The organism is Alteromonas sp. ABH4_456 (genome assembly GCF_056160645.1).
The window spans coordinates 119,354-143,943 of sequence record NZ_JBSWXO010000001.1 but is presented as its reverse complement, the minus strand read 5'-3'; the positions used below and the strand labels follow the sequence as shown (position 1 = coordinate 143,943).

Annotated in this window: 23 protein-coding genes; 8 read left to right on the top strand and 15 right to left on the bottom strand. The window is 48.6% G+C overall.

Going from position 1 to position 24,590, the window contains the following annotated elements; all coding sequences use genetic code 11:
* The first annotated feature begins 9 nt into the window (after positions 1 to 9).
* The gene (locus tag ACXAG2_RS00705; protein ID WP_474844275.1) at positions 10 to 774 is read left to right on the top strand and encodes an enoyl-CoA hydratase; all 765 of its coding nucleotides are present in this window, start codon (positions 10 to 12) and stop codon (positions 772 to 774) included.
* A 39-nt stretch (positions 775 to 813) separates the two neighbouring features.
* Positions 814 to 2,544 (top strand): gamma-glutamyltransferase, encoded by a 1,731-nt coding sequence (gene ggt, locus ACXAG2_RS00700; protein WP_474864434.1) that lies wholly within the window; start codon positions 814 to 816, stop codon positions 2,542 to 2,544.
* 17 nt (positions 2,545 to 2,561) lie between these two features.
* Here the strand turns inward: ggt and ACXAG2_RS00695 are convergent, their stop codons facing one another.
* Together ACXAG2_RS00695 and cysK are read right to left on the bottom strand one after the other, a co-directional pair.
* Positions 2,562 to 3,026: a hypothetical protein gene (locus tag ACXAG2_RS00695; RefSeq protein WP_474863846.1), complete on the bottom strand. Its 465-nt coding sequence runs from the start codon at positions 3,024 to 3,026 to the stop codon at positions 2,562 to 2,564.
* Between the two features lie 105 nt (positions 3,027 to 3,131).
* Positions 3,132 to 4,097 carry a cysteine synthase A gene (cysK, locus tag ACXAG2_RS00690; RefSeq protein WP_474863845.1) on the bottom strand — a complete coding sequence of 322 codons (966 nt, stop codon included), beginning with the start codon at positions 4,095 to 4,097 and terminating at the stop codon, positions 3,132 to 3,134.
* A 395-nt stretch (positions 4,098 to 4,492) separates the two neighbouring features.
* On the opposite strand from cysK, the gene ACXAG2_RS00685 reads away from it, so the two are divergent.
* Genes ACXAG2_RS00685 through ACXAG2_RS00675 form a run of 3 tightly spaced genes read left to right on the top strand, consistent with a single transcriptional unit; the run spans position 4,493 to position 6,823 of the window.
* A complete protein-coding gene (locus ACXAG2_RS00685) occupies positions 4,493 to 5,479 on the top strand; it encodes an XdhC family protein (protein WP_474863843.1) in 987 nt (328 codons plus the stop codon).
* Entirely contained in the window at positions 5,464 to 6,087 is a 624-nt protein-coding gene (locus ACXAG2_RS00680) for a nucleotidyltransferase family protein (protein ID WP_474863841.1), read from the top strand. Before ACXAG2_RS00685 ends, ACXAG2_RS00680 begins: the two co-directional genes overlap by 16 nt.
* A 43-nt stretch (positions 6,088 to 6,130) precedes the next feature.
* Complete coding sequence (locus ACXAG2_RS00675) at positions 6,131 to 6,823, top strand: rhomboid family intramembrane serine protease (protein ID WP_349586834.1); 693 nt, start codon at positions 6,131 to 6,133, stop codon at positions 6,821 to 6,823.
* Here ACXAG2_RS00675 and ACXAG2_RS00670 read toward each other — a convergent pair.
* The 8 genes from ACXAG2_RS00670 to cmoA all read right to left on the bottom strand — a co-directional run bounded on the left by ACXAG2_RS00670 (position 6,789) and on the right by cmoA (position 16,074).
* Complete coding sequence (locus ACXAG2_RS00670; RefSeq protein WP_474863839.1) at positions 6,789 to 8,162, bottom strand: MATE family efflux transporter; 1,374 nt, start codon at positions 8,160 to 8,162, stop codon at positions 6,789 to 6,791. The two genes, ACXAG2_RS00675 and ACXAG2_RS00670, sit on opposite strands and share 35 nt — an antisense overlap.
* Before the next feature lie 7 nt (positions 8,163 to 8,169).
* Positions 8,170 to 9,417, bottom strand: a complete 1,248-nt coding sequence (gene moeA / locus ACXAG2_RS00665) for a molybdopterin molybdotransferase MoeA (protein ID WP_474863837.1) — start codon at positions 9,415 to 9,417, stop codon at positions 8,170 to 8,172.
* A gap of 97 nt (positions 9,418 to 9,514) precedes the next feature.
* Positions 9,515 to 11,275 (bottom strand): sugar phosphorylase, encoded by a 1,761-nt coding sequence (locus ACXAG2_RS00660; protein WP_474863835.1) that lies wholly within the window; start codon positions 11,273 to 11,275, stop codon positions 9,515 to 9,517.
* A 3-nt stretch (positions 11,276 to 11,278) separates the two neighbouring features.
* Positions 11,279 to 12,502: a glycosyltransferase family protein gene (locus ACXAG2_RS00655; RefSeq protein WP_119501460.1), complete on the bottom strand. Its 1,224-nt coding sequence runs from the start codon at positions 12,500 to 12,502 to the stop codon at positions 11,279 to 11,281.
* Between the two features lie 17 nt (positions 12,503 to 12,519).
* Positions 12,520 to 13,335, bottom strand: coding sequence for an HAD-IIB family hydrolase (locus ACXAG2_RS00650; RefSeq protein WP_474844266.1), 816 nt, complete (start codon positions 13,333 to 13,335; stop codon positions 12,520 to 12,522).
* A 2-nt stretch (positions 13,336 to 13,337) separates the two neighbouring features.
* A complete protein-coding gene (locus tag ACXAG2_RS00645; protein WP_474863834.1) occupies positions 13,338 to 14,207 on the bottom strand; it encodes a kinase in 870 nt (289 codons plus the stop codon).
* 137 nt (positions 14,208 to 14,344) lie between these two features.
* The gene (gene cmoB, locus ACXAG2_RS00640) at positions 14,345 to 15,319 is read right to left on the bottom strand and encodes a tRNA 5-methoxyuridine(34)/uridine 5-oxyacetic acid(34) synthase CmoB (RefSeq protein ID WP_474864432.1); all 975 of its coding nucleotides are present in this window, start codon (positions 15,317 to 15,319) and stop codon (positions 14,345 to 14,347) included.
* 8 nt (positions 15,320 to 15,327) lie between these two features.
* On the bottom strand, positions 15,328 to 16,074 hold the full coding sequence (gene cmoA, locus ACXAG2_RS00635) for a carboxy-S-adenosyl-L-methionine synthase CmoA (RefSeq protein ID WP_474863833.1): 747 nt from the start codon (positions 16,072 to 16,074) through the stop codon (positions 15,328 to 15,330).
* A gap of 183 nt (positions 16,075 to 16,257) precedes the next feature.
* Here cmoA and ACXAG2_RS00630 point away from each other — a divergent pair, with 183 nt between their 5' ends.
* Entirely contained in the window at positions 16,258 to 16,893 is a 636-nt protein-coding gene (locus ACXAG2_RS00630) for a response regulator transcription factor (RefSeq protein WP_119501455.1), read from the top strand.
* A 62-nt stretch (positions 16,894 to 16,955) separates the two neighbouring features.
* Here ACXAG2_RS00630 and fadE read toward each other — a convergent pair whose 3' ends face one another.
* From fadE to purM, 4 genes are all read right to left on the bottom strand, one after another.
* The gene (gene fadE / locus ACXAG2_RS00625) at positions 16,956 to 19,388 is read right to left on the bottom strand and encodes an acyl-CoA dehydrogenase FadE (RefSeq protein ID WP_474844263.1); all 2,433 of its coding nucleotides are present in this window, start codon (positions 19,386 to 19,388) and stop codon (positions 16,956 to 16,958) included.
* Between the two features lie 138 nt (positions 19,389 to 19,526).
* Positions 19,527 to 20,270, bottom strand: coding sequence for a DUF3108 domain-containing protein (locus ACXAG2_RS00620; RefSeq protein WP_474863832.1), 744 nt, complete (start codon positions 20,268 to 20,270; stop codon positions 19,527 to 19,529).
* Complete coding sequence (gene purN, locus ACXAG2_RS00615) at positions 20,230 to 20,880, bottom strand: phosphoribosylglycinamide formyltransferase (RefSeq protein WP_474863831.1); 651 nt, start codon at positions 20,878 to 20,880, stop codon at positions 20,230 to 20,232. The genes ACXAG2_RS00620 and purN overlap by 41 nt, the downstream gene beginning before the upstream one ends.
* Positions 20,880 to 21,920, bottom strand: coding sequence for a phosphoribosylformylglycinamidine cyclo-ligase (gene purM, locus ACXAG2_RS00610; RefSeq protein ID WP_474844260.1), 1,041 nt, complete (start codon positions 21,918 to 21,920; stop codon positions 20,880 to 20,882). The genes purN and purM overlap by 1 nt, the downstream gene beginning before the upstream one ends.
* A gap of 207 nt (positions 21,921 to 22,127) precedes the next feature.
* On the opposite strand from purM, the gene ACXAG2_RS00605 reads away from it, so the two are divergent.
* Together ACXAG2_RS00605 and hda are read left to right on the top strand one after the other, a co-directional pair.
* Positions 22,128 to 23,399 carry a DUF2066 domain-containing protein gene (locus ACXAG2_RS00605; protein WP_474863829.1) on the top strand — a complete coding sequence of 424 codons (1,272 nt, stop codon included), beginning with the start codon at positions 22,128 to 22,130 and terminating at the stop codon, positions 23,397 to 23,399.
* 10 nt (positions 23,400 to 23,409) lie between these two features.
* The gene (hda, locus tag ACXAG2_RS00600) at positions 23,410 to 24,147 is read left to right on the top strand and encodes a DnaA regulatory inactivator Hda (RefSeq protein ID WP_474863827.1); all 738 of its coding nucleotides are present in this window, start codon (positions 23,410 to 23,412) and stop codon (positions 24,145 to 24,147) included.
* Between the two features lie 23 nt (positions 24,148 to 24,170).
* Here hda and ACXAG2_RS00595 read toward each other — a convergent pair whose 3' ends face one another.
* Positions 24,171 to 24,590 (bottom strand): DUF2069 domain-containing protein, encoded by a 420-nt coding sequence (locus ACXAG2_RS00595; protein WP_474864430.1) that lies wholly within the window; start codon positions 24,588 to 24,590, stop codon positions 24,171 to 24,173.

Sequence of the window (24,590 nt, the reverse complement as noted above, 5' to 3'; positions counted from 1 at the left end):
GATTTTGTCATGAGCACTGTGACTACACAGATAGAAAACCACGTTCTGACCATCAGCCTGAACCGCGCGGATAAGAAAAATGCGTTAACCCGTGAAATGTATCAGTTAATGGCGGATGCAATTAATACTGCGAGCCTTGATCCGGAAGTGAAGGTTATTCTGCTCAGGGGGGAAGGCAGTGCGTTCACGGCCGGAAATGATATTGCAGACTTTGCACACAGGGAGGAGGGCGACAACGTAGCTGAGATTGTTGCCTTCATGAATGCTCTGACTCAGTGTACTTGTCCTGTTGTAGCGCAGATTCATGGCGTTGCCGTTGGCATCGGGACGACCTTATTGTTACATTGTGATCTGGTATACTGTGCACCGGACAGCGTTTTTTGTATGCCTTTCATTAACCTGGGCCTGGTGCCCGAGTATGCGTCAAGCTATCTGTTACCCAGACTGGCCGGCCGCAGAAAGGCCAGCGAATGGCTGATGTTGGGCGAAACCTTTGGCGCAGAGGAAGCACAGCAGTTTGGTGTCGTTACCGCTATCATTCCGGCAGAAAATCTAAGCGAACATGTTGAGGCTGTGTGCCGTAAACTGGCACAGAAGCCTTCATTCGCGCTGAACCAGACAAAAGCATTGATGAATAATGAGCAGGATGCCATACAACAACAAATCAGTGCTGAACTGGATATCTTTCTTGAAGCGCTGTCTACGCCGGCAGCTAAAGAAGCATTCGATGCATTCATTAACAAGCGCCCGTTAAACCGGGATAAATTTAAGTAATTCAGAGGAAGCGATACATTGAAGTTCAGTCAGGGAATTCTGGCAACGGCTGTTAAAGTCGTTTGTTTATCGGTCACACTGGTGTCCGCCACTCAAGCTGTTGAACGTTTTGAGCCTGAAGCGGCTACCGGATTTGAAAATAAAAAAGCCCGTGTAGCCAAAGATTATATGGTTGTGGCTGCAAATCCCTACGCCTCATGGGCGGGTAAAAACATTATCGAAAAAGGTGGTTCAGCTATTGATGCCGCTGTGGCTGTTCAGGCAATGCTGACACTGGTTGAGCCCCAGTCATCGGGGATCGGTGGCGGTGCCTTTATTCTTTACTGGGATAATAAAACTAAGACCCTGCATACATTTGACGGGCGGGAAACCGCACCGGCTGCCGTAACACCTTACTGGTTCTTCAAAGGTAAAAACCAGATGAACTGGCTTGAAGCTGTGGTTGGTGGTAAATCTGTGGGTGTTCCCGGCGCATTAAAAGCACTGGAAACTGTGCAGCAGGAATTCGGCAAGCTGAAATGGGAAGACCTGTTTGACGATGCTATCAACACTAGCGCTGAAGGGTTCCGGGTATCAGCCCGTCTGGCGCACCTGGTCTCGCTGAATAAACACCCTGGTCTGAAAGAGTTTCCATCCAGCGCTACCTATTTTTATCCTGCCGGTGCACCGCTGAAGGAAGGAACGGTTAAAAAGAATAAAGCGCTTGCAGATACCCTGCGCCATATTGCCAGTGACGGTACAGACTATTTCTACAAAGGCCCTGTGGCTGAGAAAATTGTTAAGGCAGTGAACGGGGCATCCATCAACCCGGGACAAATTACCATGGCTGATATTGCCGGATACAAAGCATTAAAGAAAAAGCCTGTGTGCGGCGATTACCGCGAACATAAAATTTGTGGCATGGCACCACCCAGTTCCGGCGGGATCAATGTATTCCAGATAATGAAACTGCTGGAAGGTCAGGACATTGCTTCATTGCAGCCTGACAGTGCTGAATTTGCCCATTTATTTGCACAGGCCAGTGCCCTCAGTTTTGCTGACCGGGAAATGTATATTGCCGACAGCGACTTTACCGATTTACCCTTTGCGGCATTGATCAACGCGCCTTATCTGAAACGCCGTGCAGAGACGATTGGCATCAATGAAAAATGGCATAAAGCAAAGGCCGGCAAGCCTTACACCGATGCTAAAGTTCACCTTGGGATGAATTTGGAGCAGCCTAACACCAGCCACTTCTCAATTGTGGATAAAGAAGGGAACGCGGTGTCTATCACGACCAGCATTGAGTTTATGTTCGGTTCCGGCTTAATGGTCGACGGTTTCCTGCTGAATAACCAGCTTACGGACTTCTCATTTAATCCGGATATTAACGGCTGGCCTGTGGTTAACCGTGTGGAACCGGGTAAGCGCCCGCGCAGTGCCATGAGCCCGACCATGGTGTTTGATGATAAAGGTGATCTTGAACTGGTCATCGGCTCACCGGGTGGCAGTCGTATTATCGATTATGTCGCGCAGACCCTGTTTGGTGTTCTCGACTTTAACCTTGATGTGCAGCAGGCCATTAATCTGCCCAGAATGACCAACAGAAATGATTATACTGCGCTGGAGGCCGGTACGTCCGCTGAGGCGCTGAAACCCGCACTTGAAGCACTGGGTCATGATGTCAAAGTGATGGATCTGAACTCAGGTTTACATGGCGTACAAGTGAAAAACGGTAAATTGATTGGCGGTGCCGATCCCCGCCGTGAAGGGGTAGCAGTGGGGCAGTAAAAGCCCCGCTTACCGGTTTACATAAAATGGTCCGGGTCGATGCGGTCAACTTTCCACAGCCCGTCGTCGCGGATCATTTGTACCGTTCTTAAATCTTCCACTTTGTCATCATTATACTGGCCGCTGAAAAATAAAGTGACGGTGGCATTTTCTGCAAACTCATTACGTCCCACACGGTTAGATCCCTGAGGTGTAACGGTTACTGTATCGTAACGCAGATTAACAATGTGTCTCTGAACGTTGCGGTTTGTATGGTAGCGCTTAAGCATTCTTGCCATGCTGTCAGAACTCAGTTCTACTGCACGGTTTATATTCTTGTCTTCATAAATACTTTTCATAAATGCCACAGCAGCGTAGTCCGGCGTATTTTCATCCATCATCCCGTATCGCCCGAGCCCTTCTTCCTTTTCTTTACAACCGGATATCAAAATCAGACATAAAGCGATGAACAGGGAACTGAGGTGGCGGGAAGGGTAATGCATAATATTTATTCCGGACGGCTAAACTGTTATAAAAATAGCAGATTTTACAGGCAAAAAAAAAGCGGAGTAATCATACCCCGCTTTCTGATTTTATATCTTTAACGCTTACTGAACTTCTTCCTGTTCACCAAATTCACCGGCAAACAGCGGACTGCTCAGGTAACGCTCTGTTCCACTTGCAAGCAGAACAACAACGATTTTGTCTTTGTTTTCCGGACGCTCGGCAAAACGCTTGGCTGCGACAACCGCCGCACCGGAAGAAATACCGGCAAGGATACCTTCTTCCTTCATCAGACGGTGAGTCATTTCCATACTCTCGTCGTTAGTTACCTGTTCTACTTCATCTACCAGATCCAGATCCAGGTTACCCGGAATGAAACCGGCACCAATCCCCTGGATTTTGTGAGGACCCGGTGTCAGTTCTTCACCGTTCTTGGCCTGGGTGATAACAGGTGAATCTGTCGGTTCTACGGCGACAGAAGTAATTGCTCTACCTTTGGTATTCTTAAGATAACGACTAACACCGGTAATCGTACCGCCGGTACCGACACCGGCAACAAAGGCATCAACCTTACCGTCAGTGGCTTCCCAGATTTCAGGGCCGGTTGTTTTTTCGTGGATTGCCGGGTTAGCTGGGTTATCAAACTGTTGCAGCAGAACGAATTTTTCAGGATCTGAAGCAACGATTTCCTGAGCGGCTGCAACTGCACCTTTCATGCCTTTAGGGGCTTCAGTCAGTACCAGGTTTGCGCCCAGCGCCTTGAGTAATTTTCTGCGCTCAAGACTCATGCTGCTTGGCATGGTCAGTGTCAGCTTGTAACCACGGGAAGCTGCAACGAATGCCAGTGCAATACCTGTATTACCACTGGTCGGTTCAACAATCTCTTTACCCGGGCCCAGAACACCACGCTTTTCTGCATCCCAGATCATGTTAGCGCCGATACGGCATTTGACACTGAAGCTCGGGTTGCGTGATTCAATTTTTGCATACACATTGCCACCGGTAACGCGGTTGAGTTTTACCAGCGGTGTGCGGCCAATAGATAATGAGTTGTCGTCAAATACTTGCATTATTATTCCTTACCTGGTTAAAAATACCTGCAGACAATGATGTAGTCTGTCAAATGAACAGAACCACACAGGTATTTGTGTACGGTTATATAATTGGTGTCATTTTGTAAAATGAAAAGTGCTTTTTCGATATAACTTATTTTGATTTGCGATGAGGGTTAAAAAGCAGGCAAACGGGTGGTCGTTACAGTAAAAGTCACCGTAATTACAAACAGCGTTCAGCCGGGATGACAGGTGCAGTGGTACAGGATTTACGACAGACGTCACGGATGCGGTACTACTTTGTTATATATTAGCGGTAAATTTGCCGGTGATACCGGCTTAAGAAATATAAAACATGAACTGGTATCTGAGTTTAGCGTACTGGCCGTTCATGGTCGTTCAGGCGGGGAAAAATGAATCATCATATTTACCATGTGTTGTCGGACTGGTTCCCTCAGCGCGATGCAGGTAACTGGTTGCTGGCAACCATCATTAATACCGAAGGCTCTTCTTACCGCAAAGCCGGTGCAATGATGCTGTTCAGTGAATTTGGCAGTCAGCTGGGTGTTGTTTCCGGCGGATGTCTGGAAAGTGATTTATTGCATCAGTCACGACGGTGCTGGGAAACAGGTAAAAGTCGTATTGTGACTTATGATATGCAGGAAGAAGGTGATGTTGCGTGGCGGCTGGGTATAGGTTGCGGCGGTGAAGTGACGCTTCTTTTACAACCTGTGAGTGCACAAAATAACTGGCTGGGGCTGACAGATGTGCTGGATGCGCTCAGCCGGCAGCAAACCGTTTATTTTTCACAGCCGGTCACACCGGGTATTCCGTCAGGGTCTGCGGCGGCATCTGATCCCGGCGACAAAGCTCTGTTTACAGCCACACTCACACCACCTCCCACGCTGAGCATTTTAGGTGGCGGGGTTGATGCACTGCCGTTATGCGATATGGCTTCAAGGCTCGGCTGGCGGGTTATTGTTAATGACAGCAGAGCGCGATATGCGCGGCCTGCAGACTTTACCACAGCTACTGTGACAGACGAACAGGAAGCGGGTGACATTAGCGGCACAGACTGGTATCACCAGATGAACGCAGTCATTGTTATGCATCATCAGGTGCGTATGGACGGTGAGGCGCTCGCAGCAATGGTCTCTGTACCGCCGCATTCTTTACAGTATATTGCCTTGCTGGGTCCCTCTCATCGGGCGGAGCGGGTGCTGGAAGAAGCCGGCATTGAAGAATCTCTGTTACCGCTGCCACTTCATGCACCTGCCGGTATCGCAATCGGAGGTGAATTACCTGAGTCAATTGCATTATCCATGCTTGCGCAGGCACACGCTGTGGTACATGGCAAGTCAGCCCGTTCACTGAAGGGTAAGCCATGTCAGGCAGAATAGCGGTAATTATACTTGCTGCCGGTGAGGCCAGCCGGTATGGCGACAACAAATTACTTACTGCCCATCCGAAAGGTGACACATTGCTGGAGTATGTTGTACGGCAATATGCGCCGTTTACGGATTTGCCCGTATTTGTGGTGACCGGTTGTTACCGTGAGGCAGTTGCAGAATGTCTGGTAAGTAGTCCGGTATTGCCAGAAATTTCTCTCAGCCACAATGACGCCTGGCAGCAGGGAATGGGCGGCAGTATTTCTACCGGTGTTAAAGCCGTGCTGCATTATTGTGAGGAAACCGGCACATTGTCGCCGGATCATTTTTTTATCGGATTAGGTGACACGCCGGCCGTCACTGCAGATTCCCTTCGCGCACTCGCGGAAAAAGCAGGGATTTTTCCTGCCAGCCGGATTGCCAGCCTGGCTGAAGGAAAACGCATGTCACCGGCTATCTTTCCTCACCTTGATGAAGAATTGCTTATGTCTCTGAGTGGTCAGAAGGGGGCGGCAAAACTGCTCAACGTTGCTGCCCCTGAGTGTTTTGCCGTACCTCACCCGCAAGCTGCGCTGGATATCGATACGCCGGATGACTGGCATAAATTAAACCGTAATTAAGCCGCTGTCTGGTAATTCCCGATATTGTCCCAATATCGGTTTTATGAAGCATTCAAATAAACGCGATATCCTGCTGCGATCGGTATGGCTCAGCGTCCTGTGTGTCACAGTGCTCTGGGTCATCCAGTCCGCTGGTGTATTGTTCCATTTACCCTTAAATACACTGGGTATTGTGCCTTTGTCCTTAGCAGGACTACACGGCATTATTACCGCTCCTCTGGTACACAGTTCCTATGAGCATTTATTCCATAATACATTGCCACTGATCATTCTTGGTTCCGCCCTGTATTATGGCTATCCGGCTACGAGAGGCAAAGCGCTGGCATTTGCATGGCTGGGTTCAGGTATTGGGGTATGGTTATTTGGCAGGCCGTCTGTGCATCTGGGGGCAAGCGGTGTTGCACACGGATTGTTTTTTTATCTGTTTGTTATTGCCATTCTGCGCAGAGATAACCGCTCAACGGGCCTGATGATGATCGCGTTCTTTCTGTATGGCGGCATGATGATGTCTATTTTTCCCCGCGACCCGCAAATTTCTTACGAGGCGCATTTTTTCGGTGCAGCAGGGGGGGTTATTGCTGCACTGCTGTTTGGTAAACAGGATCCCAAACCGCTGAGGAAGCGTTATTACTGGGAATCGCAGGATGAAGAAGACCCGGTGATTGGTGATCAGTGGCAATCCACCGGGCCGGAAGAGCCGCCTAAGCCGCGTGAACGCGCTGGCGGCGCTGAATAATCATAACGCGGCTGCCTAACATTACGGCAGCACTGCTTAACCCCACTATAAAACCTATCCAGAAGCCGGCAGCGGACATGGGCTCACTGGTTATCCAGTCTGTACGACCCAGAATAAGCCCGGTGGGAAGACCGATTAGCCAGTAGGCAATGAAAGTGATGATAAACATAGCCGTGGTGTCTTTGTATCCCCGTAACGCATTGGCCGATAACACCTGGATTGCATCAGAGAACTGGAAAAGCGCGGCGTAAATCAGCAATGAGTTAGCCAGTGCAAATACCGTTTCATCCTGCGTATACAGGCTGATGATGGCACCCTTAGCCAGTAACGTGAAGCTGGCGGTTAACGTGGCAATACACATACCGATGGTAATACCGCTTTTTACCACCATGCGGGCCTGCGCAGGATTGTTCTGGCCAATCCGGTAACCTACCCGGATTGACAGCGCCATGCCTAAGCTCAGGGGAAACATGAACATGATTGCACTGAAATTGAGTGCAACCTGGTGAGCCGCTACGGTGCCGGGTCCGAAAGGGGCCAGCATCAGGGCAACGACGGCAAACAGGGTAACCTCAAACAGAAGCGTCATGGCCACCGGAAATCCGAGTTTGAATGTGCGCAGGATCATGCGCAAATCCGGGCGATAGATGTGGCCGAACAGGTTGTACTTTTTCAGTCTGTCAGACAACAAAACGTAAGCCATGGTAGCGAAAAACATCGTGTATATAACAATGGCCGTGGCGATACCACACCCCGCGCCACCGAATGCCGGCACCGGCCCTGCGCCATAAATGAATATGTAGTTTCCCGCAACGTTACACATTAATCCGATCAACGTAATGGCCATGGTGGGTTTGGTAGTGCCAAGGCCTTCACAGAAGTTACGCAACCACTGGTAACCGGCAAATGCCGGCATGGAAAGCAACACAAACTGCACATAGTCCACGGTAATATCGTAGAGTGCCGGCTCCATGGGAAACAGTGCGACCAGGTGGCCGGTAAACGGCCAGATAACCAGAATGAGTAAACTGATTGTCAGTAGCAGGTATCCGGCCTGCCAGGCCGCAGAGGCTACGTCAGATGTATTTCCCTTTCCGTGTAATCTCGACAGGATAGGGGGCATAGCAAGGCCCAGGCCCTGAATAAAACACTGCAACGGTACAATGATACTGAAACCCAGTGCCACAGCGGCCATATCCGTAGCGCTGTAATGACCGGCCATAATGGTATCAATAACACCCATCATCATCTGCGTTATCTGGGCAATCAACAGAGGCCAGGCAAGGGTGATCAAACGTTTACTTTCCACGGCAAAGCGCGGAGAAATGAATGCCGCCATGGGTGAATTATGCTCCGTTAACTGAAAATGGCTGCACTTTTACCGTGTCACCGGCACTGAGCATTTTGCAGTCAGACGGAACGACAATGTAACAATTGGCCTGTGTCACGGTGGTCATCACACCGGAACTTTGTTTACCTGACGGAGTGACGTTATAGCTGCCATCATCCTGCACAACCATAACCGCCCGCAGAAATTCTTGTCTGCCGGCTTTACGTCTTATACCGGCGGTCAGTGTGGCATTAATGGTAAGAGGCTTACCTGCCCCGTCAGTTTCAATACCGCTCAACCGTTTGAGCATGGGTAACACCAGTTGCTGTGTGGTGACCCAGGCTGACACCGGGTTGCCCGGTACGCCACAGAAGCGTGCATTTCCCAGAGAACCGAATGCGAAGGGTTTGCCCGGTTTAATGGCAATTTTCCAGAACGCAATCTCACCAAGCCTGGCAACCAGTTCTTTAACAAAATCGGCATCACCTACAGATACACCGCCGCTGGATATAATGACATCCTGAGATTCAGACGCCTCTTTAAATACCGTTTCCAGAGCGGCTTTGTCATCAGGAATAATGCCATAGTCAGTGATTGTGACCGGCTCATGTGCGAGTAAGGCCCGTGTGCCGGTACGGTTTGATTCGTAAATCTGACCTGACTGCAAAGGTACTCCCGCCTCAACCAGTTCATCGCCGGTAGCCATGATCCCCACTTTCAGTTTGCGGAAAACACTCACTGAACTGATCCCCATTGAGGCAAGCAGTACCAGATGACCAGGTTCAAGGCGGGTGCCCCGTTTAATGACCTGTGCGCCTTTAGCGATATCTCCGCCGGCGCGGCGAATATTTTCACCGGCAATAGCGGGTTTGGTCACTGTAATAATGTCATCTTCCCTGCGTGTATTTTCCTGCATAACCACGCATTCTGCTCCGGGAGGGATAAGCGCACCGGTCATGATCCGTACTGCAGTACCCCGCTGTATTTTTTGTTCCGGTAAAGCCATGCCCGCAAACTGCGCACCGAAAACCGTGACGGGTTCGCCGGCGGTATCGGCTGCATAAAGGGCGTAACCGTCCATCGCAGAATTATCTGCCGGTGGTACATCTGTCTGTGAAACAATGTCTTCGCCGGTAATACGGTACAGCGCATCAGATACAGCAACGTTTTCAGTTTCTGTAACAGGAGTAACAGCGGCAAGAGCACGGCTCAGGGCCTCGTCCAGTGGAAGCCAGCCGGAGGAAGTGGAAGCAGAATTGGTCATATTTATTAGCGCAGGCGAATTAAGAAGGGGATTATTACTGATTGGTATAAGAAAACCAACACCTGCGGCCAGAATTCCGCAGGTGTTGATAAGCGTGTCAGTCTTCAAACTCCATATTGCTGATCCACACAGTCTGGTACGGCTTTAACTGCATGAATCCGCCCACGTCGTCAATTTCATCACGGGTAATGAGGTCCATCCATTTATCTGTGCCAATCAGATTAATACTGGAAAGCAGGATAGACTGTTCTTCATTCGTGACATTGCTGACGCAGAACACGCTCTGACGTCTGTCGAGACTTTGCCGCCAGTAGCCAAACAAGGTGTCACCCAGTTGCAGGGTAAACTGTGTAGCATTGGGGTGAAAAGCCGGTTGTGCTTTTCTGATACGGATAAGCTGGGATAACCGGGTTAACACTTTATGGTGTTGAGAAAACGGCGAGTCCAGCAGGGCTGCCAGTTCCTCAAAGTTCCATCTGTGCCGGTTGATAGAGCGGTTCTGACCGGTGTTAGCCACTTTTTCATAGTCATTACTGGTACCCAGTAAACTATGGATGTACAGACCCGGTATACCTTCCATACCCAGCATAATGGCATGAGCACAAATAAAGCGGTCTACCTGATACTTATCCGGGCCTGCTGTGGTTCCCTGCAGTGCGTCAAACAAAGTAATGTTGATTTCATACGGCTTCTGCTGACCGTGATCAGACGCCCGCCAGGAGACTTTTCCGCCGAAATTCTGCATGGTATGCACCAGTGTAGAAATTTCTTCATCGTCAAGTAACCCTTCAGCAGGGCGCAGACCGATCCCGTCATGGGATGCAATGAAGTTAAAATATGTCGTGCCGTTTTGGGCAGGCGGCATACTCATCATCCAGTTCTTCAGATAACCACAGTTGCCGGTCACGAGGGTATTTACCAGCAATGGGGGGAGTGAGAAGTTATAGATAGCATGGGCTTCATTGGCATTACCGAAATACGTCAGGTTCTCCCGGTTAGGGATGTTGGTTTCAGTAATAATAATGACTGTAGGATCAGTGTGTTCAATCAGTGTACGGAGCAAACGGATAACTTCGTGGGTCTGTGCCAGATTGATACAACTGGTACCGATAATTTTCCATAAAAACGCCACTGCATCCAGACGGAACAACTTAGCGCCTTTGTCCAGATACAGACGGATAATTTCCACAAAAGCCAGCAGTACCTTCGGATTGCGGAAATCAAAATCCACCTGGTCGTGACTGAACGTACACCAGACATGTTTCGTGCCGTTGGCGGTTTCAGTTTCCCGCAGCAGGGGAGACACCCGCGGGCGGGTAACCATAGATAAATCATCAGACGGATCGGCAGTAAAAAAGAAATCACTGCCAGTGCCTTCGCCTTTCTGAAAATTGTCAAACCAGGCACTACGGGCAGAACAATGGTTGATAACAAGATCAAACATCAGGCCGTAGTGCTTTGACAGCCGTTCAATATCAGGCCAGTCTCCCAGTGATTCATTCACACTGGAATAGTCGATGACGGAAAAGCCATCGTCTGAACTGTAAGGAAAGAAGGGCAGCATGTGTACTTTGTTGATCGTGTTCTTACAGTAGGTGTGCAGAAAACGGTCAAGGGTAAACAATGGCTGCTCATCATCACTGATCACACTGTCGCCGTAAGTGATCATGATAATATCTTCTTCATCCCAGTAATTGCAGTGCGGCGTTGGTTGAACAACGTCTTTATCTTCTTCAAGACGCATCGTCTGCATCAGCTGAGTGGCAAGATCTCCCACAGGGATATCCAGAACCACATCAGCATAAATCGACTGCAAGTGATGACTGACTTTTTCGTGTAATTGTTCCCAACTCGTCATGCGTTACCCTAATAATTCTGCTGTGTCTGCTTCAACGGCCTCCAGCAGGCGGTCAAGTATGTCCGGTACTGCACTGGTGACCCTGTTCCAGCTTGGAATAAACGGTGTTTCCATCGGATTGTCGAGGAAGCTGTTACCCGCTTTCATAATATTGCTGGCAAACAGTTCAACGGCTTTTTCTTCATTGTGAATGTCTAATGTCAGGCCATTCATTACTGCATCGTTGTGATAGGTTTCAACAAAATCCAGCGCAATACGGTAATAGGTTGCTTTAATGGAACGGAACATTTCGTTGCTGAAAGTAAATCCCTGAGTCGCCAGCTTTCTGAACAGTGCTTTGGTGATGTCGATAGACATCTTCGACAAACCGCCCTGGTCATTATTGAATGACAAGTCCTGGTGTTTATGATCGTAATTATCTGCAATATCGGCCTGGCACAGGCGGTTGTGATTGTAGTTGCGGTGCATTTCAGACAGCACGCCCACCTCAAGGCCCCAGTCACTGGGAATACGGATATCGTTCAGCACATCACGACGGAAAGAGAATTCTCCGGCCAGCGGATAACGGAAGCTGTCCATGAATTCCAGATATTCGTTATCACCCAGCGTGCGTTTTAATGCGCGCAGCAACGGGGTAACCAGCAAACGGGAAACCCGGCCATTGATTTTTCCGTTGGCTACGCGGGCGTAATAACCTTTACAGAACTCGTAGTTGAACTGAGGATTCGCGACCGGATAGATAAGTCGGGCCAGCAGGTCGCGGTTATAGGTAACGATATCGCAATCGTGGAGGGCGACGGATTCTGCACGGTTTGATGCCAGAATATACCCCATGCAGTACCATACATTACGGCCTTTACCCAGTTCCTTAGGTGCGAGATTCAGAGCCGATAATTCTTCGTCAATGGCTTTAAGACGGGGGCCGTCGTTCCACAAAACGCGATGATGTTGCGGCAGCTTTTCGAAAAATTTTAATGCAGATTTGTATTGCTCTTTATCTGCACGGTCAAGGCCAATGACGATTTCAGACAGATAGGGGACGTGGGTGAGTTCGTCGACGATGTGCGGCAGGGCTTCGCCTTCCAATTCTGAATACAAAGACGGCAGGATCAGCGCCATCGGACGTTTCTGAGAAAATCGTAACAGTTCAGCTTCAAGCTCTTCTGTAGGGCGTCTTGATAAGTTGTGTAACGTTGTCACTACGCCATTTTGATAAAAATCAGCCATGTGTTCTCCATGTCCTGTTAAAAAAGTAATCGGGTCAGTACTTCAGTCCAGCCTTGCGGGCCGTGCAGGGTACTGGTGTATACATTTTCTTCTTTTTTTAGTGTAGGGGGTTGATGGCTCGGGGAGGCGATCCGAACGGCAATATCCGCCGCCTCAAGCATTGCAATATCGTTTTTACCGTCACCCAGCGCAATACTGGTCACCGGTTCGTCATGTTGACGGATAAACTCTTCGACAAACCATTGGAGGGCTGCGCCTTTATTACAGTCGCCGGAGATATGAATAAAACGGCCGCCTTCCAGCGGGTAGGCGCCTCTGTCTGTCACAGACCGGATAAACGCCTCTTTTCTCTCCTCTGTGCCTTGCCACAAGACCGGCTCACCGAATTGTCGCTGTGCAGCCAATGCAGCTTCTGCGGGTGATAACCCGGTGGCTTCGCAGATGTCCTCGTTGGACATCTCGCTGAAATGGGTGAATTCACCGGCAAAATCCGGTTTGACCTTTTCGAGTAATTTCAGCCAGTACATTTTCGATGAGGTGAAAGATTTGCACCAGAAACCATCCTGCCACACGGTACCGGCTGGCTTTTTCGCGAAAAACCCATGAGGAATGTATGCTGCAGCGCCGTTTTCTACGATAAACGGGCCGGTCAGGCCAATGGTTTCCCGCAATTCAAGCAATTCAACAAAGGTTTTGCTGGTGGTAGGAATGACGGGAATATTTCGCTCTGACAGTGAGGTCAGCGTAGGCTTTGCTGCTTCAAAACTGTATGTATGGTGGTCAAGTAACGTACCGTCCATGTCAGTGAAAATGAGTGTATTCGCTGTGTCCATGACTACTTCCTGATGACGTTTTTAATGACTCTGTTTTCATCTAACTCAAATACCTGATTACACTTTGCAGGCAGGGAATTAAACGCATGTTCTGTGAGTCTCTGATAATGTTGTATGAAACGAAGGATTTGTTCATCGCTCATAATACCGCTTCCGGTTTTACCGGTTTTTGCGGCCAGTTTGTGTTCCTGTTCACACCGCCATTTGTAAACATGCTCAAAAGACGGACCTTTTAACATTACCCAATACTGCATTTCATCGTATAAGGATTCATAATCTGCAGCAATTTTATCATTCACGTATCCCCGCCATGTGCCATCCGGGTCTTCGGTGCGCTCTAAATCATTAACCGGCTCTTTAAGTGCGTCCTCAGATTGCGCTGACACGCCCCAACACCAGCCTTCAATTAATACAATATCAGGTGGAGAGGTGATTACCGGCCACGCAGATCCTTCAAAAGGATCATCGGTGGCTTTATTGAAGCGGGGCAGAGCAACGCTGCCTGCAGATTTTAACGCTGTGAAAGTGCTATCAGCCAGAACCGTATTGTGCGTACCGGGTACGCCTCTGGTGCAAAGCAGGGGATGTACGTTGGCAGCAAGTTCTTGTCGTCTTGCACGGGAGAGATAGAAATCGTCAAGGGAGATCGTGACGGCTGACAGCCCGTGCTGGTGGGTGAAGTAGTGGATAAGAAAGTCGCATAATGTGGATTTCCCTGATCCCTGGCAGCCATTAACACCGACGAAAAATGGCCCTTCCGCACCATTTCTGTGCAAAAGGATTTCGTCTGCTAACGGTATGAACCATTCTTGTGCAATGGCCTGGTAAGTGTCCGGTAACTGGTGCTCGTTCAGAAAGCCCGTAATATCCATGTTACTACCTGTGTTACGTGCTGTTTCAGCACAGTTTATAAAGTAGTAACTACAACAATTATGCCAATCCGGGTCAGGAATGCTCGCAGACCGGTGCTCAGATCCGGCAACAGTCTGCAAACGAACAGGACATAAAGTTACTTTTTCGTGGCTATCAGTACTGCACGTTGTGGTGCAGGATAACCTTCAATGGTTTTGCTGATGTCATCAGGATCCAGAAAATCTTTCAAAGACTGAGACGTCATCCATTCTGTGGTGCGCTGCTCATCCAGAGACGTGGTGTTGATATCAGCGACCTTAACATTTTCAAAACCCAGCCTGCTCAGCCACACTGTGAGTGCCTTTACACTTGGCAGAAACCAGACGTTGCGCATCTGTGCATAACGTTCGCCTGCTATCAGTACGGTTTGCTCATCGCCTTCCACTACCAGTGTTTCAAGCACCAGCTCACCACCTTTACGTAACTGATCTTTCAGTTGGGTGAGAAACTGTACCGGATCTTTTCTATGGTATAGCACACCCATTGAGAACACGGTATCAAATGCTTTTAGTGCCGGCATCTGCTCAATGCCCAGCGGTAAAAAATGGATATTGGCGGCAGGAATAAAATGCCTGATAGCCTGAAACTGAATTAAAAACAGTTGAGTCGGATCGATGCCATAAACGCCGGCAGCATCTTCTCCCAGCATACGCCACATGTGATAACCGCTACCACAACCCACATCCAGAACATGACGGTTGGCAAGCGGGCTGATATGAGGCAGTACCCGATCCCATTTCCAGTCAGACCGCCATTCTGTATCAATATGAATACCGTGAATGTGATAGGGACCTTTTCGCCATGGCATAAACTGTTTCAGCAGACCTTCTATCTGTTTCTGCTGATATTCGCTGATGTCAGCGGCGCTGCCCGCAGTAACACTGTGTTTCAGTTCTTTTGAACTGACAGTGGTCTCAGGAAGTTTTTCCAGCAATTTACACCATTTACTGAATTCTCCGTGGAGGTGTTCCCGCTGCCATTCGCTGATTTGTGCCGGCAGCGTTTCAAGCCAGTGTGCCAGAGGCGTGTCCAGCAACTGACGGTAACATTCAGTGAACCAGGGATCAGAAATACGTCGCATCAGGCATTGTCTCCACCAGCCTTAATGGCCACCATAGAGGTAAAGTTATAGCATTTGAACCACATCACCACATCTTCAAACCCTACCTTTTTCAAGCGGTTTTCGTGAGTCTGATAGCTGTCGGTGAGCATCACATTTTCAAGCGCTGCCCGTTTCTGGCTGACTTCCAGTTCACTGTAACCATTATTGCGCTTAAACTGATGATGCAGGTCGATAAGTAGATGATTTCCCTGTTCACTGGGATGCTGAATTTTCTCTGACAAAACGAGGATCCCACCCGGGTTAAGGCCGTTGAAAATTTTGCTCAGCAGCGTTTCTCTTTGCTCCGGCGGAATAAATTGCAAGGTGAAATTCATGATCACCATAGATGCATTTTCTATTTTGGTGTCCAGAGCAGATTCACATTGAAGTATGACAGGATTAGGTAAATGAAAACTGGAAATTACCCGTTCACAACGCTCAATCATTGCAGGGGAGTTATCAATACCGGTGATCTGACAGGACAAATGATCCGTGTTGCGTGCAACAGAAAGACTGGCAGCCCCCAGGGAACAGCCGAGATCATACACATTGCTGCTATCAGTAACTCTGGCTCTGGCCAGTTCTCCGATGGTATGCAGAATCGTCTGATAACCCGGTACTGAACGTTGAATCATATCGGGAAATACGTCAGCTACGTGTTCATCAAATCGGAAATCACTGACGGTTGTCATATGGCTGGCAAAAATATTATCCGGCTTTTGCACTGAAAGACCTTACTGATTAGCTAAAAAACGGGGCAGATTTTAAAGGATTGCCACGTTTTTTTCATTTAAAAGGAAAAATTTCTTGATTATAAAGCGCCTTAAGTTAATTTGACTTTATATCATTAGCCTAAAGTATTACCCTATAGTAACAGGAAAAATTACATAATTCGGGCACCGCATTATATGACTCGTATATTAGTTGCAGATGATCATCCACTGTTCAGGGAAGCATTAAGTGCTGCACTGGAACCGTATTTCAAGGACGCTGAAATTCTTGAAGCGGACAGTCTTGAATCCATGATGACCGTGTTAACTGAAAATCACCACATTGATTTACTGTTATTAGATTTAAATATGCCGGGAGGCGAATACTTCAACGGTCTTATTTCCGTTAAAGATGTTTATCCGGAATTACCCGTCGCGGTTATCTCTGCCAATGAAAGCATTGATGTTGTCGCTCAGGTTATGGGACTGGGTGCACAGGGCTTTATTCCCAAATCATCGCCCACAAAGCAAATTGCTGAAGCAATCGTGACCATTAAAGGTGGTGAAAACTGGGTACCGGAAGAGATGAAAGCGGACCTGGAAAACGTTGATGAAGAACTCACTCAACTGTTGAAACGATTCCGTGAACTGACGCCGAAACAAATTCAGGTGCTGAGCTTCCTGCGTGCAGGTTTAATGAATAAGCAAATTGCCCACGAAATGAATGTGACCGAAGCGACTATCAAGGCACACATCAGTGCAATTTTACGCAAGCTTGAAATTAACACCCGGACTCAGGCTGTACTGCTGATGGACAAATTGCAGTTCAGTTAATTCTCCCGAAGAATAAAAAAGGCCGCATCATTTTGATGCGGCCTTTTAGTTTCAGGCAGCATTTAAGCCATTGTATTCACTTTTGCAATGAGTTCTTCGTTGTCGAAATCATCTACATTGATAGTACGCAGGCGGCCGGCTTCGGCTCTGGTAAGTAACTCAGCTTCTTCTTCGTCAATAATACCCTCTGATAATGCTGCATCAGCCAGTTTATCCAGACCGGTAAAGGGAAGACGGGCTTTTCTGGCCTTACAAATTTTATCGAATACCGGCTCAGCAGCCAGCACGTCATCCAGTGTTTGCTCCAGATCACCAAACAGACTGCCTTCCTCCCGTGTGAGGTACTGTCCGTCACCGAGTCGGGTACGCACTGTGCCGGGCGTTTGCAGAATGGTTGCGATCTGGTGTTCCAGTTTGTCATCGGGACGTTTACAACGTCTGCCAAAGGGTAATATCAATACTCTTAATGCCACAGCCATTGCTTTGTTAGGGAAGTTACTGATAAAGGTATCCAGTGCTTCTTCAATGTCGAACAAGGTGTTTTGCAGTGCCCAGTGCATCAGCGGAGCATCTTCCTGTAACCGGCCTTCTTCATCAAAACGTTTCAGCGTTGCACTTGCCAGATATAAGCCACTGAGAATATCCCCCAGTCGGGCAGATAAACGCTCTTTACGTTTCAGTTCACCACCAAGCAGACCCATTGACACGTCAGTCAGAAATGCCAGGTTAGCACTGTAACCCTGGAGTAACTGGTAATAGCGACCGGTGTCGTCATTAAACGGCGTGCGGTGAAATAAACCACCTGTGAGTGAGAACCACAGGCTTCTTACTTTATTTGCAGCGGCGAATCCCAAGTGACCAAATACCGCTTTATCAAATTCCCGGAGTTGTTCAGATTTATCCGTCATTGCCGCAGCCTGAATTTCAGACAGTACATACGGGTGACAACGCATAGCGCCCTGACCGAAAATCATCATATTGCGGGTAAGAATATTGGCACCTTCCACGGTAATGGAAATGGGCGCGCCCTGGTAACCGCGGCCAAGATAATTATTTGGCCCGAGCATAATGCCCTTACCACCGTGAATATCCATAGCGTCGTTTATGACCTGGCGCATTTTCTCCGTCAGGTGATATTTGCTGATGGCAGATATCACGGACGGTTTTTCGCCTAAATCTACACCTACCGTGGAGAATCGGGTGACGGCATCCATCAGGTAAGCATTACCGCCGATACGGGCAAGCATTTCCTCCACGCCTTCCATATGACCAACGGGAATGCGGAACTGACGGCGTATACGTGCATAGGCGCCGGTTGCCAGTGCCACTGATTTTGCGCCGCCTGCGCCGGTAGAGGGCAGGGTAATGCAACGACCCACTGATAAACACTCCATCAGCATGCGCCAGCCTTTGCCCGCCATTTTCGGTCCACCGATAATGAAGTCCAGGGGCACAAATACATCTTCACCTTTAAGCGGCCCGTTCTGAAAGGGGGTATTCAGCGGGAAATGACGACGGCCAATTTCCAGTCCTTTCGTTTCTCTTGGGATCAGAGCACAGGTTATGCCTGCGGTTGTCTGACCTTCCAACAGCCCTTCAGGATCTTCCAGCTTAAATGCCAGTCCGATAACCGTTGCCACCGGTGCGAGAGTGATATAGCGCTTATTAAAATTAAGACGCATGCCCAGAATTTCTTTTCCTTCCCATTCACCACGGCAAACGACGCCGGTATCTGGGATGGCGCCGGCATCGGAACCTGCTTCAGGGCCGGTAAGTGCAAAACAGGGAATTTCTTCACCGTTAGCCAGCCGGGGCAGATAATAATCCTGCTGTTCTTTAGTGCCGTAATGTTGCAGCAATTCGCCGGGACCAAGAGAATTCGGAACGCCTACCGTACTGGATAACACTGCAGAGCAACCTGCCAGTTTCTGCAATACTCTCGATTGTGCATAGGCTGAAAATTGCAAACCGCCATATTTTTTCTTAATGATCATGGCGAAGAATTTATGCTCTTTCAGATAGGCCCAGATTTCCGGCGGCAGATCAGCGTTCTGATGATTAATTTGCCACTCATCAACCATATGGCATACACGGTCTACCGGGCCATCAAGAAAGGCCTTTTCTTCCGCGGTCAGACGGCCTTTAGGAATTGCATGGAGTTTGTTCCAGTCAGGTTTGCCGGAGAACAACTCACCGTCCCACCACACTGTACCGGCATCAATGGCTTCCTGTTCAGTTGCGGACATTTCCGGACTAACTTTTTTGTAAAAAGCGAGCAGGCGTGATGAAATGAATTTTCTGCGTACGTCCGGCATAGACAGTGGAACAGCAATGATGAGGAAGAGTAGCCAGCTGAAGAAACCGATGCTTCCGGTGATTGTGCCAAGCACCATAATGCCCGCCAGTAAAGACACGGTAGACGTTAAGCTCATACGCTTATACGCGGCTACGCAAACGGCCACCATGAATATGATAAACCACGCGAGTTCACCCATACATTGCTCCTTAACAGTATGAAATATGCTGAATCAGTAAGTTGGACTGAGGTCAGACCAGAGTATGATGCTAAAACTAATGTCTGTCACATCAAAGGTCAAGAAAGAGAACACAAAAATTTTACAACTTAACGTAGATTAAAGATGACGGTATGCACTGAGCTTGATATCCCCCTGCTCATCACCATCTTTAAATTGCTGCAGGCGGACCAGATTATAATCCAGAGCGGGGGCAAACCAGGCAAATGTTTCCCGGCTGCTATTATTGTCGCGAAGAATTTTTACCTTAACAGTGTCAAGTTCGCCGTAAGGCAGTGACAGTTTTTCTTCACCGGTGACTTCAATACCATAATTTTTCCGTTCGCCACGGTAGTTAATGAAATCATAAGACAGGGTTGTTTTGCCTGCGGCCAGTTGTCTGGCGAGATCAATACGGTAAAGTTGATTATCGGTTTCTCCCTGCCATGGCAGAGTCTCACCACCTTCGATTTCTATCTGCTTGTCAGGGAAACTGGCAAACTTAACCGAAAGCTGTTTATCGGGTCCGGTACCCGTGCGCTTATAGTAGTAGGAGAAAGGCAGAATTGTATCTTCCGAGGCAAAAAACACGGAGTGTTCAAAACGTTCGTCAGATAAAAAGAATTTGGAAACATCTGAAGAATAGGTGAGGGAGTATTGATCGTCGCTCAGATATTCAAGCTTGATTTTGGCTTCACCCACATCATCACCCCATTTATAAGCGGTATATTGCGCTTCAAAAGGAGTAATAACAGGTTTGTCTTCTGCTGATGCCGGTACAGAAACCAGCATCAACAAAAGTGACAGCAGAAAACCTGCCGGTTTAGTCGTTGGCGTAACCTTCCGGCGGAAGAATTTTATCATCAAGCACAGCCTTATTATCTTTCATTGTCAGACGACCGGCGACAAACCATTTCAACACCAACGGATAAATCCGGCGTTCCTGTTCCTGAACCCGTTCAGCCAGTTCATCTGCGGTATCATCTTCAAATACCGGTACACGACTCTGGATGATTACCGGACCACCGTCCAGTTCAGGAGTCACAAAATGCACACTGACACCGTGTTCTTTGTCGCCGTTATCAATCGCACGTTGATGGGTATGTAACCCTTTGTACTTTGGCAACAAAGACGGGTGGATGTTCAATAATTTACCGGAAAAATGTTCAACAAATTCAGGCGTAAGAATACGCATGAATCCGGCCAGTACCACGCCATCCGGGCTAAAACTATCAATCAAAGATTGCAGTTTTGCGTCAAACTCATCGCGGCCTGAAAAATCTTTATGATTCAGGCAATGTGCCGGGATGCCGGCTTTTCCGGCTCTTTCAAGGCCAAATACATCGGGGCGGTTTGAGATCACCGCCACAATTTCAGCTTGCAACTGACCGGCTTCGATACTGTCGATCATAGCCTGCAGATTAGACCCGTTACCGGAAATCAATACGCATAAGCGGGGTTTAGCGGTAGTCATTACTTAATTTCTACCTGTTCTTCGTCGCCGCTGCGATCTTCAATATGACCCAGCAACCAGGCTTGTTCTCCGCCTTCATTCAGAATACGGACGGCTTCATCTGCATCGTTTTCATCGACAACGAGGATCAAACCAACGCCACAGTTGAAGGTACGGTACATTTCATGTTGCGTAACGTTACCGTTTTCCTGCAACCAGTTAAATACGACAGGCCATTGCCAGCTTGACTCATCTACTACAACTTTGGCGTTTTCAGGCAGCACACGGGGAATATTTTCCCAGAAACCGCCACCGGTGATGTGAGAGATGGCCTCTACCTTTACTTTTTCCAGCAGTGCCAGTACCGGCTTCACATAAATACGGGTTGGCGCAAGAAGATGATCGATAAGCGGCTTACCATCAAGGTCTGCATTCACGTCTGCTTTGCTGACTTCAACGATTTTACGGACCAGTGAGTAACCGTTTGAATGCGGGCCGGACGAAGCCAGAGCAATAATTTTCTGACCAGCTTTTACGCCGCTGCCGTCAATCACTTTATCAGCTTCTACAACACCTACGCAGAATCCGGCAATATCGTAATCGCCGTCGTGATACATGCCGGGCATTTCTGCTGTTTCACCGCCAATGAGTGCACAGCCAGCCTGTTCGCAGCCTTCACCGATACCGGTGACCACGTCTGCAGCCACATCTACGTCCAGTTTTCCTGTAGCGTAATAGTCGAGGAAGAATAACGGCTCTGCACCCTGAACAATCAGATCGTTAACACACATAGCAACCAGATCGATACCCACGCTGTCATGACGGTTGGCATCCATCGCTACGCGCAGTTTAGTTCCTACACCGTCGGTGCCGGATACCAGTAACGGGCGTTTATACTTCGCGGGCAGTTCACATAACGCACCAAAACCACCAAGGCCACCACGGACTTCCGGACGGGTTGTTTTTTTAGTAACAGATTTAATACGTTCAACCAGCTGATTTCCGGCATCAATGTCTACGCCTGCATCTTTATAACTAAGTGACTGTTTGTTTTCGCTCACGAGTATGGCCCTGGTGCGGTGATTGGAAAGACGCGGATTCTACCAGTAAGTTGCAGTAAGTCCAACAGGGCGCAGGGGGGAATTCGGCTGCTGATCTGTCCTGATGCTAATCTTTTACATTTTAGTGGTGAAATATTCCGGTAAATAACACACAATATGTTTTCGCATAGTCCAGGTACGGGTTTCACGGAGCGGCGTTAATTCTTCATGCTTTTTCAATTATCTTCCTTTTCTTTAGTGTTCATTGTTGTTTCTCTGTTTGCCGGAGCTTTCTCAGGATCCGTTCAGGCCAGTACAGTGGTATCAGTTAACGAGGCCAGTGTGGCTGTGTCCGATCAGTCATCATCGACCCAGAAGAAAGCGGCCCGTCAGGCGCTGGAACAGGTAGTCATAAAAATTACCGGTCAGCGTGCAGCTACTTCAAACAGTGCAGTAAGGGCCATGTTGTCTCAACCTGAACGGTATTTGCGGGCGTACCGCTTTGATGTGGTTAACGGTCAGTTGTCTTATGTCGCTGAGTTTGATTCCCGGGCAGTTATAAAGGTGATCAGGGAAGCCGGATTACCCGTCTGGGGGCAGCGCAGACCGGATACTTTATTGTGGCTTGCCACCGAAGATGAAAATGGAAACCGCCAGATCATCGATGACGGTGCTAAAGGACAGGTAAGCAGTCGTCTGCGTGAACTGGCTGTTGAAAGAGGCGTGCCAGTTGTGTTCCCGCTGATGGATTTAGATGACAGCGTGAATATTTCCGTTTTTGATGTTTGGGCACGGTTTGCCAGAACGTTGCAAACTGCTTCGGTCAGATATCAGCCTGATTACATTGTCGGCGCGCGGTTATACAAAGTAAAGATGAATGCTGTGCCTGACATTGAAGAGGAACAGCAAACCCGGGAGCAGGCATCAGCATTTCGCTATGACACCTACCGGCCTGCTTTTTCCAATAATGGTTTACAGGATTTGAATACCTACCTGGTGGATGATCTTGTGGAAGAAGCCCGTTCTCCGGCGTTCACCCGCAGCGAATTCGAAGCAATGTCACAAAAGCATACGCAAGGTGACTGGGCGCTTGACTGGGTAGTGATCCAAAATAACGACATTCAGTTCGGTAGCCTTTATGCAGATGATGAAGACAGCCTTACCGCGTTGTTTTTTGAAGAATACAGCGATTATCTTGGCCAGCATTTTTCAATCAGTAGCGGTGATGAACAAACAGAAGTGAATAACATTTCTATTTCTGTTGCCAATGTGGACTCGCTGGAAAAGTACGTGCATGCCAGAGAATACATGGAACAGATGAGCATGGTGAGTCATGTGTCGCTGGTGAGTCAGAAAGGGTCTGTGGCGACGTTCTCACTGTCGCTGTTGTCGCAAACCAGTGACTTTTTCAAACTGGTGAGCCTGGATTCAAAACTCAAGCCGGTGTCTGACGTGTCAGGTAACCCCCTTGACGGACTGAACTTTTACTGGAACGAATAACACAGCGCCTATGCAGTTACCTCTGGCGGTATCGTTACCTGATAATGAAACCTTCTCAAGCTTTGAGGCTGGTGAAAACAGCGGCCTTGCAGACTTTCTCTCTGCACTGAGCCAGAGTGGCAGCCGCTGGCGGGATAACACGGCATTCAGTTCTCTGGACAACAGTCCGCTGGCGGGTGTCGGTATTACCGGTGCTGCGGGGCGGGGCAAGAGTCATTTACTTTATGCCGTATGCCACCAACTTGCCTTTCATCAGACACGGCATATTTATTTAAACTTACGGGAATATGCTGACTGGACACCGGTGATCTTTGATGGCCTGGAGCGCCTGCCTTATGTGTGTCTGGACAATATAGATGCCGTTGCCGGCATTGATGAGTGGGAAGAGGCGCTTTTTCATTTTATTAATCGTGTGGTAGACAATCATACGTCCATATTTATCTGGACCTCTTCCATCGGCCCGAACCATCCCGCTTTCAAATTACCTGACTTACGTTCACGTCTGAGCTGGGGTATTACCTGGCAACTGGCAGGCCTGACTGATAATGAACGTCTGAATGTGCTGAAAAAGCGCGCGGCGCAACGGGGTATGCGTTTTTCCGAACAGGCTCTGGCGTTTTTACTCACCCATTGTGACCGTGATTTACCGGCGTTGCTTGCTATGCTCGACCGGCTGGACACCCGCTCTTTGCAGGAACAGAAGAAACTGTCTGTGGCTATGATTAAGCGGGAACTGGAAAAAGAATAACCTTTCTGTGTGTCATGGTGTCTTTATTCCGTTTCTTCGAAGCGCTGCTTCTCTTCCTTCATGACATCTTTCAGTTTTTCAAGTCCGAGACCTAATTCCCGACCCCGTAATCTGGCAAACAGGCTGCAACCGGCAAACATGCCCGTGGCAAGTATCAGTTCCGTTATGGCATAACCCAGTTCCTGCGGTGCCGCGTAACCGGCTGTAATGCCGTGGATGACGTAAAACAGTACCACAAAGTTTGCCCAGGCGTGGGTATAGGGTTTGCCTGCAATGATGCCGCGAAGTGGCAGGAGTAAAGGCAAAATATAAATTATGGCGATGAAGAGCGTGCCGTAGACCCTTTCTTCAACCAATACAAATTGCCACAAGGTTACCCAGGCGAGTAATCCGAGATAACTGAGTAACGCCAGCCAGCGTGCTTTTTTAGTTGCCGGTGCCAT

Coding starts and splice junctions, on each gene's coding strand:
- ACXAG2_RS00705 (WP_474844275.1), top strand. CDS start 10: ATGAGCACTGTGACTACACAGATAGAAAACCACGTTCTGACCATCAGC.
- ACXAG2_RS00695 (WP_474863846.1), bottom strand. CDS start 3,026: ATGCATTACCCTTCCCGCCACCTCAGTTCCCTGTTCATCGCTTTATGT.
- cysK (WP_474863845.1), bottom strand. CDS start 4,097: ATGCAAGTATTTGACGACAACTCATTATCTATTGGCCGCACACCGCTG.
- ACXAG2_RS00685 (WP_474863843.1), top strand. CDS start 4,493: ATGAATCATCATATTTACCATGTGTTGTCGGACTGGTTCCCTCAGCGC.
- ACXAG2_RS00680 (WP_474863841.1), top strand. CDS start 5,464: ATGTCAGGCAGAATAGCGGTAATTATACTTGCTGCCGGTGAGGCCAGC.
- ACXAG2_RS00675 (WP_349586834.1), top strand. CDS start 6,131: ATGAAGCATTCAAATAAACGCGATATCCTGCTGCGATCGGTATGGCTC.
- ACXAG2_RS00670 (WP_474863839.1), bottom strand. CDS start 8,162: ATGGCGGCATTCATTTCTCCGCGCTTTGCCGTGGAAAGTAAACGTTTG.
- moeA (WP_474863837.1), bottom strand. CDS start 9,417: ATGACCAATTCTGCTTCCACTTCCTCCGGCTGGCTTCCACTGGACGAG.
- ACXAG2_RS00660 (WP_474863835.1), bottom strand. CDS start 11,275: ATGACGAGTTGGGAACAATTACACGAAAAAGTCAGTCATCACTTGCAG.
- ACXAG2_RS00655 (WP_119501460.1), bottom strand. CDS start 12,502: ATGGCTGATTTTTATCAAAATGGCGTAGTGACAACGTTACACAACTTA.
- ACXAG2_RS00650 (WP_474844266.1), bottom strand. CDS start 13,335: ATGGACACAGCGAATACACTCATTTTCACTGACATGGACGGTACGTTA.
- ACXAG2_RS00645 (WP_474863834.1), bottom strand. CDS start 14,207: ATGGATATTACGGGCTTTCTGAACGAGCACCAGTTACCGGACACTTAC.
- ACXAG2_RS00630 (WP_119501455.1), top strand. CDS start 16,258: ATGACTCGTATATTAGTTGCAGATGATCATCCACTGTTCAGGGAAGCA.
- fadE (WP_474844263.1), bottom strand. CDS start 19,388: ATGGGTGAACTCGCGTGGTTTATCATATTCATGGTGGCCGTTTGCGTA.
- ACXAG2_RS00620 (WP_474863832.1), bottom strand. CDS start 20,270: ATGATAAAATTCTTCCGCCGGAAGGTTACGCCAACGACTAAACCGGCA.
- purN (WP_474863831.1), bottom strand. CDS start 20,880: ATGACTACCGCTAAACCCCGCTTATGCGTATTGATTTCCGGTAACGGG.
- ACXAG2_RS00605 (WP_474863829.1), top strand. CDS start 22,128: ATGCTTTTTCAATTATCTTCCTTTTCTTTAGTGTTCATTGTTGTTTCT.
- hda (WP_474863827.1), top strand. CDS start 23,410: ATGCAGTTACCTCTGGCGGTATCGTTACCTGATAATGAAACCTTCTCA.
- ACXAG2_RS00595 (WP_474864430.1), bottom strand. CDS start 24,590: ATGGCACCGGCAACTAAAAAAGCACGCTGGCTGGCGTTACTCAGTTAT.